The sequence below is a fragment of the Clavibacter sp. GW821-FHT01D01 genome (assembly GCF_059422605.1).
In genome coordinates, this window is sequence record NZ_JBWKXC010000001.1 from 101,168 (window position 1) to 113,099 (window position 11,932).

Below are 11,932 nucleotides of genomic sequence, written 5' to 3' on the forward strand. Positions count from 1 at the left end.
GGCTTGGTAATGTTACCAACCCGTCCGGGTCCCGGCGCGGGTCATGCCGGCCCGACGTGCCGACCCGGGACCGGGCTGGAGTAGACGACGTGGGTCGTGATCCCGCCGAGGACGGCGAGGCGGCCCGTGATTCGCTCGAGGTCGCGCATCGAGCGGGCGTGCACCTTGACGATGAAGCAGTCGGCGCCCGTGACGTGGTGCGCCTCGACGATCTCCGGCATCTCCGCCACGAGCGCGTGGAAGGGGCGGTAGTCGCCGGAGGGGTAGGCCAGCCGCACGAAGGCGGTGACGGCCCAGCCGAGGGCCTCGGGATCCACCGTGATGGAGTAGCCCGTGATGATCCCGGCCTCGGTCAGGCGGCGCACCCGCTCGGCCGTCGCGCTGGCCGAGAGCGAGACGGCGCGGCCGAGCTGCACGACGCTCATGCGGCCGTCGGCCTGGAGCCCGGCGATGATCGCGTGGTCGGTGGCGTCGAGGGCGAGCGGCGGATTCGTCGGCATGCGGCCGAACCTACCGGGCGATCCGCGGCGCGAGGGCCCGGATGCCGGGCGACCGCCCTTCCGCGCCGGGGAGCCCGACCGCTTCGATGGAGGCATGCAGACGAGCCTCTCCGCCATCGACTTCCTCGCCGCCAAGCTGGCCTGCGAGACCGACCCCGCCGACCTCGCCGCGGACCGCGCGAGCGGCGCCGCGCCCCTCGTGGTCGACGTGCGATCCGACGCCGCGTGGGCGCAGGGGCGCATCCCCGGGGCGGTCCACATCCCCGGCGCGGAGCTGGCGGAGCGCGCCGCCACCGAGCTGCCCGACCGCGACGCCCGCGTCGTCGTCTACTGCTGGGGACCGGGCTGCAACGGCAGCACGCGCGCCGCCCTCGCGCTCGCGACGCTCGGCTACACAGCCGTGCAGGAGCTGATCGGCGGGTTCGAGTACTGGGCACGCGAGGGGTTCGCGGTGGCGACCGACGCGGGGCGCACGCGCCGGGCACCGGATCCGCTGACGGCGCCCGTGCACTGACCCGCGCGGATCAGCCGACGACGTCGACGACCGACGCCACCGCGAGCTCGGCGAGCAGGTGGTCCCGCTCCTCCTCGTGCGCGGTGATGGTGACGACCGCGTCGCGGGACGCGTCCACGACCACGTACTGCCCGTACCGGCCGTCGAGGCGCCAGGCGTCGCCCGGGCCGTCCCAGGTCGCGAGGCCGTAGCGGGCGAAGGGCGCGTCGGGATCGTCGCCGCCGGTGCCGACCCAGTCGGCGTGCATCCGGTCGATCCACTCCCCGCTCACGAGCTGACGACCCTCCCACGCACCGCGGTCGCGCAGCAGCCGGCCGATGCGCGCCAGCTCGCCCGTCCGCAGGTGCAGTCCGCTGCCGCCCACGACGAAGCCGAGGGGGCAGCGGTGCCACTGCGGGTTCCCGATGCCGAGCGGCGCGAAGAGGCGCGGGAGGAGCCAGTCGCGCACGTCGCCGACGGCCGCGGCGAGCATCCGCATGGCGACGTACGGGCTCGCGTCGCTGTAGCGGAAGACGGTGCCGGGGCCGCGGGTCGGGAGCCCGAGCATCGCCTGCGCGAGATCGGGGCCGGGGACGGGCTCGTCGCCGAACCACGCGAAGTCGATGCCGCTCGTCATGGTGAGGAGGTGCTCGACCGTGACCCGGTCGACGCCCGCGCCGAGGTCCAGATCCGGCAGCAGCTCGGGCACGCGGGTGTCGAGCCGGAGGATCCCCGCGTCCACCGCCATGCCGACGGCGAGCGCGCACACGCCCTTCGACACCGAGTAGAGGTCCTCCCGGTCGTCGCTGCGCCAGCGGTGGGCGGCCTCGTCGTCGCCGATCCGGACGACGGCGCCGTACGCGCCGAGCCGCTCGCGGTCGATGCCCTCGACGAGGCGGGCGAGGACGTCGGCGGCGGCGGTGCTCATGGATCCAGTGTGGCGGCCGGCCCGCCCCCTCAGCCGTTCATCGCGGCGACCGTCGCGTCGTACCGGCCCTCGACCTCGGCGAAGCGGAGCGGCTTGACCGCCTCCACCAGGATCTCGCGGGCGTCGGGCTGGGACCCGAGGAGGGCCATCACCTCGTCGGCGAAGGCGTCGAGGGGCATGAACCGCTCGTCCTCGGATCCCCCGGGGAGCAGCTCCGTCCGCACGCCCGGCGGGACGATCTCGATGACCTGCACCGAGGTGCCGGCCAGCTGCAGGCGGATCGACTCGGTGAACCGGTGGATGAACGCCTTGGAGCCGTTGTACGTGGGCGTGACGGCGAGCGGGGTGTGGGCGAGCCCCGAGGAGACCGTGATGAGGGCGGCACGCGGGCGGGTCCGCAGGTGCTCCACGAACGCCGCGACCAGGTGCAGCGGTCCGCGGACGTTGGTGTCGATGACCCGCTCGGCGTGGTCGAGGAAGTCCGCGCTCCGGATGTCCTCCACGCCCATGACGCCGGCCATCGCGATGACGACGTCGAGGTCGGGGTGCTCGGCGAGCACCTGGTCGCGGGCGGCGCGCACGGAGGCGGGATCGGTGACGTCGATGACGACGGTGCCCAGGCCGTGCTCGGCGGCCAGTCGCTGCAGGAGCCCGGTGCGGCGTCCGCCGATGACGACGGTGTTGCCGGCCGCCTGCAGTCGCAGGGCCAGTGCCAGGCCGATGCCGGAGGTGGCGCCGGGGATGAATGCGGTGTTGCCGGTGATGTCCATGGGCCGAGTGTGCGGCGGCCCGGGCGGATCCGGGAGGGGAGCGGTCATCGTGGGACCGGCGCTCCCTCCCTCCCGCCCCGCCGCGAGCGCGATGATGGCGGCGTGGACAGATCCGCGCTCGCCGCCTTCCTGCGCGCCCGCCGCGAGGGGCTGCGGCCCGCGGACGTGGCGCTCCCCGACTCGCCCCGCCGCCGCGTGCCGGGCCTGCGACGCGACGAGGTCGCGCAGCTGACGGGCATGTCCACGGACTACTACGCGCGGCTGGAGCAGGGGCGGGGTCCGCAGCCGTCCGTGCAGATGCTGCAGGCGCTCGCCCGTGCGCTGCGGCTCACGGACGACGCGCGCGACCACCTCCACCGGCTGGCCGGCCAGAACGTCCCCGCGCGGACGCCCCTCGACTCGCACGTCGCCCCGCCGCTGCGCCGGGTGCTCGACCGGCTGGACGACACGCCGGCCGTCATCATCTCCCGCCTCGGGGAGACGCTCGCGCAGAACCGGCTGGCCGCGATCCTGCTCGGCGATCACATGCAGGAGCGCGGGATGGCGCGCGCCGCCGTCTACCGCTGGTTCACCCGGCCGGGCGAGCGCGACGTGTACCCGGCGTCCGACCACGAGCGCCAGGGCGCGTCGCTCGTCGCGGGCCTCCGGATGGCCCTCGGCTCCGCCGGCCCGTCCTCCCCCGCCGCCGCGCTGGTGCACCGGCTCAGCGCGACGAGCGACGAGTTCCGGGCGCTGTGGGAACGGCACGAGGTGGGGACCCGGTTCCACGACCGGAAGACGCTGATCCACCGGGAGCTGGGCGAGATCGAGCTCGACTGCCAGGCGCTGTTCACCGAGGACCAGGGCCAGGCGCTCCTCGTGCTCACGGCCGCCCCGCGGTCCGACGCCGCGGGGAAGCTCGAGCTGCTCGCCGTGCTCGGACACCACCGGTTCGGCGAGGACGCGCCGGTCACGGCCGACGCGTGACGGCGTGAGCCGCGCGACGCGGGGCTGACGTCAGGCGCGGACGACCAGCGCCGCGAGCCGGTCGAGGTCCGCGGCGACGAGGGCGGCGTCGGCGGCGAGCTCCTCGTCGGTCACGCCCGGGCGCTGGAAGAGGGTGAACACCACCTCGCTGCCGTCGGCGTTCGGCAGCACGCGCAGCGGGTTCCGCACGACCGTCCCGTCGGGCAGCGTCACGTCGTGGTCGAGGATCCCGAGCTCGCGCGGACCGGTGAACGCGATCTCGATCGCGCCCATCGGCGAGTCCGACAGCCAGCGCCCGCCCTCGAGGCGGATGCCCGAGCTGACACCCGCCGCCCACTCGGGCAGCCGCGCGGGATCCCCCGCGACGGCGACGACGGACGCCACGTCGGCGTCGACGGGACGGGAGACGTGCAGCGCGGGCCAGGTCACGGTTCGACGGTAGCGCGCAGCGGCACGGCGGTCCACGCCGCTCAGTAGTCGATGCGGCCGTGCCGGCTGTGGAACCCGCCCGTCGGCCCGTCCGGTCCCACGAGCGCCATCGCGACGGTCGCGTCGGTGCCCTCGGTGACCGTCTGGTGGCCGCCGTGGCCGTTGAAGTCGGTGGCCGTGTAGCCGGGGTCGGTGGCGTTGACCCGGAAGCCCGGCAGGTTCTTCGCGTACTGCAGGGTCAGGGTGATGACGGCCGCCTTCGAGGCTGCGTACGGCACCGCGAGCACGTGGCTCTCGTCGGTGCCGTCGCCGGCGAGGGCGCGTGGCCAGCCGACGCCCGAGGCGACGTTGACGATGACCGGCGCGGCGGACGCCCGCAGCAGGGGCAGCGCGGCCTGCGTCACCCGCACGATGCCGACGACGTTGGTCTGGAGCACCGAGAGCATCGCCGCGGGGGTGAGGTCGTCGACCCCGAAGGAGGTGCCGAGCACGCCGGCGTTGTTGACGAGCACGTCGAGCTCCGGCAGCGAGGCGACAGCGCGCTCCACGCTGGCCTGGTCGTCGACGTCGAGCTGGACGGGGTGGGCGCCCAGGGCGCGGACGGCATCGCCGTCGGCGGTGTCGCGCATGCCGGCGTAGACGGTGTGCCCCGCCTCGAGGAGGCGGCGCGCGGTCTCGAGGCCGAGGCTGCGGTTGGATCCGGTGATGAGCGTGGTGGTCATGCGTCGAGCCTGCGCCCGGGCCGACGCCGCGTCCAGGCACCCGTCGACGGGAGGACCGGCGGTACCAGGCTGATCGGGCCGCGAGCGCGGAGGATTGGTCCATGACCGAGTTCGCGAGCGTCCTCCGCGCCTGGCGCGAACGCGTCCAGCCGGCGGACGTGGGCCTGCCCGCGGGACCCCATCGCCGCACCGCCGGCCTCCGCCGCGAGGAGCTGGCCGCGCTCGCGGGCGTGAGCGTCGACTACGTGGTGCGGCTCGAGCAGGGCCGCTCGGTCAACCCGTCCCCGCAGATGCTCGGCGCGCTCGCCCGCGCGCTCCGCCTCACCGAGGACGAGCGCGACCACCTGCACCGCGTCGCGGGCGTCGCCCCGCCCGGTCGCGGCGAGGTGCCGCGGCACATCACGCCGGGGGTGCACCGCATCGTCGACCGGCTGGGCGACGTGCCGCTCGCGGTCTTCACCGCCACGCACGACCTGCTCCTGTGGAACCCGCTGTGGGCGGCGCTGAACGGGGATCCGTCGACGCGCACCGGCTGGGACCGGAACCTCGTGTGGACGTACTTCACCGAGGGCCACGCCGGCACCGACTTCGACGCCGTGCACGAGGAGGAGTTCGCGCGCGACCTCACCGCGGACCTGCGCACGGCGGTGGGCCGCTACCCGGCGGACCGCGCGCTCGCGCGGCTCGTGGCCCGGCTGCGCGCCGAGGTGCCGGAGTTCGCGCGCCGCTGGAGCGAGGCCCGCGTCGCCGAGCACCGGTCGAGCCGGAAGACCGTGACGAGCACGCCCGTCGGCCCCATCACGATCGACTGCGACACCCTCTCCGTGCCGGGCAGCGACCTGCGCATCGTCGTCTACACGGCCGAGCCGGGCAGCGAGGACGAGGCGCGGCTGGACCTGCTCCGGGTCACGGGCCTGCAGGCGCTGACGACGGCGCCGGTGGAGGCGGCGGGGGCCTGAGGGCGGTCCGCCGGGGCGCTCGCGTCGCGTGGCGGTGGATCAGCGGGCCGCTGCGATCCGGTCGAGCCACTCCGCGAGGAGCGTCCGCTCGCCCGTGCTGAGCCGGTCGGCGTCGGCCACGTGGGCGCGCAGCGCGACGGCGCGCTCGACGAGGCCGGGCTCGCGGCGGGCGCGGCCTCCCGGCGGGGGCGTGAGGATGCGCTGGAGCACGGCCTCCCGCATCACGTCGACCAGGACCCGGTCGCGGTCGGCGGCCGGGCGGCGGATCGTGGACAGCAGCGCACCCGTCGCGGCCGCGTGGAGGAGGTCGACCGCGACGGGCTCGGCGACGCGCAGGCGTCCCGCGAGCGCGACCCGGTGCACGCGCGCCTCGAGGAGGGCCACGCCCGCGCGCACGGCCGGGGAGCCGAGTCCCCGGGCCGGGTCGCTCATGAGGGCGTAGAGGTCGGGGTTGGCGAGCCCGAACGCGATCGTCGCGTCCCAGCCCGCGCGGAGGTCGTCGACGGCGTCGGCCGCGCCCGCCGCGGCGGCGCGCACGGCCTCGGCCTTGACGGCGCTGAACCGGGTCATCTCCCGCTCCGCGACCGCGTCGAGGAGCCCCTCCTTGTCGCCGAATAGCCGGTAGATGGTGGGGGCCTGCACGCCCGCGGCCTCGGAGACGGCGCGGGTGGTGACGGCCGGCCGGCCGGATGCGCGGAGCAGGTCGGCGGCCACGTCGACGATGCGGTCGCGCGTGCCCGCGCGCGGGTCGGCGGCGGCCTCGTCGGGCGCGGGAGCGTCGGTGGTCATGGACCGACGATAACGCACGGGTGTTAGCGCAGTGATTCCCGTGCTACCTTTCACGCGTTACCACCGATAACACGAGACGAACGAGAGGCACGCACATGATCGTCATCACCGGAGCCACCGGCGCCCTCAACGGCGCCACCGCCGAGCACCTGCTGCGGACCGTCCCCGCGGCGGGCATCGCCGTCGTCGCACGCGACCCCGCGAGCGCGCGGTCGTTCGCCGACCGCGGCGTGGAGGTGCGCCGCGGCGACTACGCCGACGCGGCATCGCTCCCCGCCGCCTTCGCGGGCGCCGACCGGCTGCTCCTCGTCTCCGCCAGCGATCCGGGCGCCGACGCCGTCGCGCTGCACCGCGCCGCCGTCGAGGCCGCGACGGAGGCGGGCGTGGGACGGATCCTCTACACGAGCCACCAGGGCGCGGCCCCCGACTCGCCCTTCGCCCCGGCCCACGACCACGCCGCCACCGAGGGGATCCTCGCGGCCTCCGGCATCCCGTGGACGGCGCTCCGCAACGGCTTCTACCTGCACAGCATCGACCTGCTGCTGGGCGCCTGGCGCGAGACCGGCGTGATCCGCGTCCCCGCCGACGGCCCCGTCTCCTGGACGTCGCGCGCCGACGCCGCGGAGGGCGCCGCGCGGATCCTGCTCCAGGACGCGCCCGCCGACGGTCCCGTCACCCTCACCGCGAGCACGGCGCCGACCATGGCCGAGGTGGCGGAGCTGGCGTCCGAGGTCGCGGGCCGCCCGGTGCGCCTCGAGGTCGTGGATGCCGAGGACTGGATCGCCGGGCTGGTCGCCGTCGGCACGCCCGCCCCCGTCGCGCGCTTCCTCCTGGGGCTCCCGCTCGCGGCTGCCGGCGGCTTCCTCGCGGGCACGGACCCGCTCCTGGCCGAGCTCCTCGGCCGCGAGCCCGAGGGCGTGCGCGACCACCTCGCGCGCGGCTGACCGGGCGACCCGCGTCCGGGCGGTCCACGTCCGGGCGTCGGGCCGGTCGCACGACGAAGCCCCGGCCGCCGCGTCGCGAGGACGTGGCGCCGGGGCTCCGCGCTGCGGGCCGGTGTAGGCCGGATCAGCTCGGCTCGAGCACCCGCTCCGGGACGGCCGGCGCGCCCGCGGACGCGCCGACCGGCTCCACCGACGTGCGCACGTACCGCTCGTCCGCGATCGTGACGTGGTGCACGGGTCCGGCGATCTCGATCGCCGCCTCCGTCTCCCGCACGGCGCTCGACGGCCCCACCCACAGCTCCACCGCGCCCGGCTCGACGATGCGGCGGTACCGCGGGTCGGTGAAGGCGAGGCGGGTGGTGGGCACCTCGAACCGGACGCGCGCGGACTCGCCGGCGGCGAGGTCCAGCCGCAGGTAGCCGAGCAGCTGCGCGACGGGCCGCGTCACGCTGCCCTGCACGTCGCGGGCGTACAGCTGCACCACGTCGGTGCCGTCGCGGTCGCCCGTGTTGCGCACCTCGACGGTCGCCGTGAACGACTCCCCCGCCCGCACCTCGGAAGCCGCGACCGCGAGGCCGGTGCGCGCGAACGACGTGTACGAGAGTCCGTGCCCGAACGGGAGCACGGGCGTCGGGTCGGCGCTCGTCACCTCCGACGGGCCGCCCAGGATCGGGTGCAGGTACGAGAACGGCTGCGCGCCCGCGGAGCGCGGGAGCGACACCGGGAGTCGGCCGGACGGCGACACCCGGCCGGAGAGCACGCCCGCGATCGCGGATCCGCCCTCCTCGCCCGGGAAGAACGCCTGCAGCACGGCCGCGGGGGCGGACTCGCCCTCGATCGCCCACGCCACCGCGTACGGCCGGCCGGTGAGCAGCACCATGACCACGGGGGTCCCGGTGGCCTGGATCGCCTCCACCAGCTCGCGCTGCACGCCCGGCAGGTCGAGGCTCTCGACGTCGTTGCCCTCGCCGACCGTGCCGCGGCCGAACAGGCCCGCCCGGTCGCCGACGACCACGACCGCGAGGTCGGCACGGCAGGCCTCGTCGACGGCCGCGTCGAAGCCGGAGCGGTCGTCGCCCTCCACCTCGGCGCCGGCGACGAGCACCAGCTCGCTGTCGGGCAGCTCGACGCGCAGCGCCTCGGCCACGGTCGGGATCGCGAACCCGAGCGGGGTGCCCGGGTGGTGCGCGAGCACGTGGTTGGCGAACGAGTAGCAGCCCATGAGCGCCTCGGCGCTGTCGGCGTTGGGGCCGATCAGCGCGATGCGGCGCGGCGCGGGCCGGTCGGCCGACGCGAGCGGCAGGGTGCCGTCGTTCGCGAGCAGCACCACGGACTCCTCCGCGAGGCGACGCGCGACGTCCCGGTGGGCCGGGGTGTCGAGGTCGATGCTCGTGGGCGGCGCGTCGAAGGTCGCGTCGAGGAGCCCCAGCTCCTCCTTCTCGTCGAGCACCCGGAGCACCGCGCGGTCGACGAGCGACTCGTCGGCGAGCCCAGCGCGGATCCGCTCCGCCAGCGGCGCGAGGTACGCGTCGCCGGTGGGCAGCTCCACGTCGATGCCGGCCGCGAGCGCGAGCTCGGCCGCCTCGCCGCGGTCGCCCGCGACGGCGTGCATCACCTGGAGGAACGCGACGGAGAAGTAGTCGGAGACGACGACCCCGTCGAAGCCCCAGCGGCCGCGGAGCACGTCGGTGAGGTACTCGGGGGTGGCGCCGACGGGCGCGCCGTCGATCTCCGCGTACGAGTTCATGACCGAGCGCACGCCGCCGTCGAGCACCGCCATCTCGAACGGCGGCAGCAGCACGTCCTCCACGAAGCGCGGGCCCACGTGCACCGGCGCGTGGTTGCGCCCGGACTGCGACGCCGAGTAGCCGACGAAGTGCTTGAGCGTGGCGTGGATCCCCGCGCCCTGCAGCCCCTTCACGTACGCGGTGCCGATGGTGCCGACGACGTACGGGTCCTCGGCGATGCACTCGTCGACGCGGCCCCAGCGGGCGTCGCGGATCACGTCGAGCACGGGCGCGAGGCCCTGGTGCACGCCGAGCTCCCGCATCGACCCGCCGATGAGGCCCGCCATCTCCTCGACCAGGCCGGGGTCGAAGGACGCGCCCCACGCGAGGGGCGTGGGGAACGTGGCGGCCTGCCACGCGGCGAGCCCGGTGAGGCACTCCTCGTGCACGAGCGCCGGGATGCCGAGCCGCGTCTCCGTCTGGAGCCGCCTCTGCTCGGCCCACAGCCACGACGCGCGCTCCACGGGATCCACCGGCCGCGTGCCGTATACGCGGGTGAGGTGCCCGAGGCCGTGCTCGGTGGCCTCCTCGTACCGGCCGGTCGTGGCCATCTCGCCCTGCATGGGCGCGACGACCTCGCCGCCCTGGTCGACCCAGTAGCCGACGATCTGCGCGAGCTTCTCCTCGAGGGTCATGCGCGCGTGCAGCTCGCGCACGCGCTCCGACACCCGGGGCAGCTCCACGGCGCCGGGCGCCGGCGCCTCCGCGCCGGTCATCCCTTCACCGCGCCGGTGAGGCCGCCGACGATGCGGCGCTCGAAGACGGAGAAGAACACGAGCGCGGGGATCATCGACAGCGACGTGAACGCGAGCACCTTGGCGGTGTCGACCGAGTACTGCGACGAGAACGACTGCACGCCGAGCGGCAGCGTGTAGATCGACGCGTCGCTGAGGAGGAACAGCGGCAGGAGGTAGCTGTTCCAGCTGCCGATGAACGCGAGGATCCCGACCGTGATCACGCCCGGCATCGACAGCCGCACGACCATGCGGAAGAAGAACCCGAGTCGGCTGCACCCGTCGATGAACGCGGCCTCCTGGATCTCGTCCGGGATCGCCCGCAGGAACGGCACCAGGATGATGATCGTCGTCGGGAGCGCGAATGCGATCTGCGGGAGGATGATCCCCGGCAGCGAGTTCGTGAGGCCGAGCGAGCGGATCACGATGTACAGCGGCGTGATCGCCACGGTGATGGGGAACATGAGCCCCGACGCGAAGAGCGCGTACAGCGCCCCGCGGCCGAAGAACGTGTACCGGGCCAGCACGTAGCTCGCCATGAGGCCGAGCACGACCGCGCCGACCGTGGTGCCGATCGCAGCGATGAGCGAGTTGCCCACCTGGCGCCAGAACATGGAGCCCGTGAGGACGTCGACGTAGTTCTGGATCTGCCACGGCGACGGGAAGCCCGCCGGGTCGGTCGTGATCTGGGCGTTCGTGCGGAAGCCGCCGAGGATGATGTACGCCACCGGCGTCAGCATCAGGGCGATGAGCACGACCGCGACGAGGTACGGGATCGGGTTGTTGCCCTGCCCCGGCGTCTTCGCCCTCCGGGGCTTCGGCGCCTTCGCCGAGTAGGCGGGGTCCAGGTCCGCGTTGCGCGGAGCGGCGGTGACGACGGTCACTTCTTCTTCCTTCCCGTGCCCGTGAGGGCGCCGGCGGTGTCGCGGTTGAGCACGAACCGCTGGTAGACGAGCGCGACGACCAGGGAGACGAGGAACAGCACCACGGCGACGGCGTTGCCGTACCCGTAGTTGCCGGATCCGCGCCCGTTGGCCACGAGGTACGTGGCCATGGTCGAGGTGCCCGCGGTGGCCGAGATGTACTGGCCCCAGATGATGTAGACGAGGTCGAACAGCTGCAGCGAGCCGATGATCGACAGGAACGCCCAGATGCGCAGCGTCGGCGCGAGCAGCGGCAGGGTGATGCGCCGCTGGATCTGCCAGTACGACGCGCCGTCGATGGCGGCCGCCTCGGAGAGCTCCTCGGGGATGCCCTGGAGGCCGGCGAGGAAGAGGATCACCGCGAAGCCGATGTACTTCCACGTGATGATCGTCATGAGCGACCAGATCGCGATGTCGGGGTTGGCGAGCCAGTCCTGCTGGAGGTCCGCCAGGCCGACGTTCGCGAGGAAGCCGTTGAGCGCGCCGGAGCCCTGGAGCATGAGGCTCCAGCCGGTGCCGACGACGACCTCGGAGATCACGTACGGCACGAAGATCAGCACGCGGATGATCGACTGGCCGCGCAGCTTCCGGTTGAGCAGCAGCGCCACGAGGATCGCGACCGGGCCCTGGAGCACGAGCGACAGCACCACGATCACGGCGTTGTGCATCAGCGCCTCGTGGAACGTGGGGTCCTGGAGGATCGTGATGTAGTTCCGGAAGCCCACGAAGACGGTGGGCGGGCCGAAGCCCTGCCAGCTGAAGAAGCCGTAGTAGGCCGCCATCACCACGGGGTAGATGACGAAGCCCAGGAAGAAGAGGAGGGCCGGGCCCACGAGGATCAGGACCTCGAGGCGACCGGTCCAGCCGAGGCCGCGGCGTCGCGCACGCACCGCCGAGGGCGGCGTCGTCGCGACGCCGCCCTCGGGGTGTGCAGGATCAGCCGCGGGACGCTGCTCGTCGAGCGAGCTCTCGCGGATCGTCATGTCGG

The 11,932-nt window shown here is 74.4% G+C and carries 13 protein-coding genes; 4 read left to right on the forward strand and 9 right to left on the reverse strand.

Annotation, left to right across the window (positions count from 1 at the left end):
- Positions 1–41 precede the first annotated feature (41 nt).
- The gene (locus tag AC07VC_RS00450; RefSeq protein ID WP_494674838.1) at positions 42–500 is read right to left on the reverse strand and encodes an Lrp/AsnC family transcriptional regulator; all 459 of its coding nucleotides are present in this window, start codon (positions 498–500) and stop codon (positions 42–44) included.
- 94 nt (positions 501–594) lie between these two features.
- On the opposite strand from AC07VC_RS00450, the gene AC07VC_RS00455 reads away from it, so the two are divergent.
- Positions 595–1,014 carry a rhodanese-like domain-containing protein gene (locus tag AC07VC_RS00455; protein WP_494674837.1) on the forward strand — a complete coding sequence of 140 codons (420 nt, stop codon included), beginning with the start codon at positions 595–597 and terminating at the stop codon, positions 1,012–1,014.
- A 10-nt stretch (positions 1,015–1,024) separates the two neighbouring features.
- On the opposite strand, the gene AC07VC_RS00460 is transcribed toward AC07VC_RS00455, so the two are convergent.
- Together AC07VC_RS00460 and AC07VC_RS00465 are read right to left on the reverse strand one after the other, a co-directional pair.
- Positions 1,025–1,921 carry a serine hydrolase domain-containing protein gene (locus tag AC07VC_RS00460; protein ID WP_494674836.1) on the reverse strand — a complete coding sequence of 299 codons (897 nt, stop codon included), beginning with the start codon at positions 1,919–1,921 and terminating at the stop codon, positions 1,025–1,027.
- Positions 1,922–1,950: 29 nt separating this feature from the next.
- Positions 1,951–2,691, reverse strand: a complete 741-nt coding sequence (locus AC07VC_RS00465; RefSeq protein WP_494674835.1) for an SDR family oxidoreductase — start codon at positions 2,689–2,691, stop codon at positions 1,951–1,953.
- A 102-nt stretch (positions 2,692–2,793) separates the two neighbouring features.
- On the opposite strand from AC07VC_RS00465, the gene AC07VC_RS00470 reads away from it, so the two are divergent.
- Positions 2,794–3,657, forward strand: coding sequence for a helix-turn-helix transcriptional regulator (locus AC07VC_RS00470; RefSeq protein WP_317230506.1), 864 nt, complete (start codon positions 2,794–2,796; stop codon positions 3,655–3,657).
- A gap of 30 nt (positions 3,658–3,687) precedes the next feature.
- On the opposite strand, the gene AC07VC_RS00475 is transcribed toward AC07VC_RS00470, so the two are convergent.
- Both AC07VC_RS00475 and AC07VC_RS00480 read right to left on the reverse strand, forming a co-directional pair.
- A complete protein-coding gene (locus tag AC07VC_RS00475; protein WP_494674834.1) occupies positions 3,688–4,086 on the reverse strand; it encodes an SRPBCC family protein in 399 nt (132 codons plus the stop codon).
- Positions 4,087–4,127: 41 nt separating this feature from the next.
- Entirely contained in the window at positions 4,128–4,808 is a 681-nt protein-coding gene (locus tag AC07VC_RS00480; RefSeq protein ID WP_494674833.1) for an SDR family NAD(P)-dependent oxidoreductase, read from the reverse strand.
- Between the two features lie 101 nt (positions 4,809–4,909).
- Between AC07VC_RS00480 and AC07VC_RS00485 the strand changes: the two genes are divergently transcribed.
- Positions 4,910–5,767: a helix-turn-helix transcriptional regulator gene (locus AC07VC_RS00485; RefSeq protein ID WP_494674832.1), complete on the forward strand. Its 858-nt coding sequence runs from the start codon at positions 4,910–4,912 to the stop codon at positions 5,765–5,767.
- 39 nt (positions 5,768–5,806) lie between these two features.
- On the opposite strand, the gene AC07VC_RS00490 is transcribed toward AC07VC_RS00485, so the two are convergent.
- Positions 5,807–6,556 (reverse strand): TetR/AcrR family transcriptional regulator, encoded by a 750-nt coding sequence (locus AC07VC_RS00490; RefSeq protein WP_494674831.1) that lies wholly within the window; start codon positions 6,554–6,556, stop codon positions 5,807–5,809.
- Between the two features lie 95 nt (positions 6,557–6,651).
- On the opposite strand from AC07VC_RS00490, the gene AC07VC_RS00495 reads away from it, so the two are divergent.
- The gene (locus tag AC07VC_RS00495; protein ID WP_494674830.1) at positions 6,652–7,500 is read left to right on the forward strand and encodes an SDR family oxidoreductase; all 849 of its coding nucleotides are present in this window, start codon (positions 6,652–6,654) and stop codon (positions 7,498–7,500) included.
- 124 nt (positions 7,501–7,624) lie between these two features.
- Here the strand turns inward: AC07VC_RS00495 and AC07VC_RS00500 are convergent, their stop codons facing one another.
- From AC07VC_RS00500 to AC07VC_RS00510, 3 genes are read right to left on the reverse strand one after another with little or no spacing between them, the layout of a single operon-like run.
- Positions 7,625–10,003, reverse strand: coding sequence for a beta-xylosidase/alpha-l-arabinosidase (locus AC07VC_RS00500; protein WP_494674829.1), 2,379 nt, complete (start codon positions 10,001–10,003; stop codon positions 7,625–7,627).
- A complete protein-coding gene (locus AC07VC_RS00505; protein ID WP_494674828.1) occupies positions 10,000–10,905 on the reverse strand; it encodes a carbohydrate ABC transporter permease in 906 nt (301 codons plus the stop codon). The genes AC07VC_RS00500 and AC07VC_RS00505 overlap by 4 nt, the downstream gene beginning before the upstream one ends.
- Positions 10,902–11,927, reverse strand: a complete 1,026-nt coding sequence (locus AC07VC_RS00510; protein ID WP_104290421.1) for a carbohydrate ABC transporter permease — start codon at positions 11,925–11,927, stop codon at positions 10,902–10,904. The genes AC07VC_RS00505 and AC07VC_RS00510 overlap by 4 nt, the downstream gene beginning before the upstream one ends.
- Positions 11,928–11,932: the final 5 nt, after the last annotated feature.

Bases quoted from the DNA above. Each gene is read 5' to 3' on its own strand.
- AC07VC_RS00495 (WP_494674830.1), top strand. From the start codon at position 6,652: ATGATCGTCATCACCGGAGCCACCGGCGCCCTCAACGGCGCCACCGCC.
- AC07VC_RS00480 (WP_494674833.1), bottom strand. From the start codon at position 4,808: ATGACCACCACGCTCATCACCGGATCCAACCGCAGCCTCGGCCTCGAG.
- AC07VC_RS00510 (WP_104290421.1), bottom strand. From the start codon at position 11,927: ATGACGATCCGCGAGAGCTCGCTCGACGAGCAGCGTCCCGCGGCTGAT.
- AC07VC_RS00465 (WP_494674835.1), bottom strand. From the start codon at position 2,691: ATGGACATCACCGGCAACACCGCATTCATCCCCGGCGCCACCTCCGGC.
- AC07VC_RS00485 (WP_494674832.1), top strand. From the start codon at position 4,910: ATGACCGAGTTCGCGAGCGTCCTCCGCGCCTGGCGCGAACGCGTCCAG.
- AC07VC_RS00450 (WP_494674838.1), bottom strand. From the start codon at position 500: ATGCCGACGAATCCGCCGCTCGCCCTCGACGCCACCGACCACGCGATC.
- AC07VC_RS00490 (WP_494674831.1), bottom strand. From the start codon at position 6,556: ATGACCACCGACGCTCCCGCGCCCGACGAGGCCGCCGCCGACCCGCGC.
- AC07VC_RS00500 (WP_494674829.1), bottom strand. From the start codon at position 10,003: ATGACCGGCGCGGAGGCGCCGGCGCCCGGCGCCGTGGAGCTGCCCCGG.
- AC07VC_RS00455 (WP_494674837.1), top strand. From the start codon at position 595: ATGCAGACGAGCCTCTCCGCCATCGACTTCCTCGCCGCCAAGCTGGCC.
- AC07VC_RS00460 (WP_494674836.1), bottom strand. From the start codon at position 1,921: ATGAGCACCGCCGCCGCCGACGTCCTCGCCCGCCTCGTCGAGGGCATC.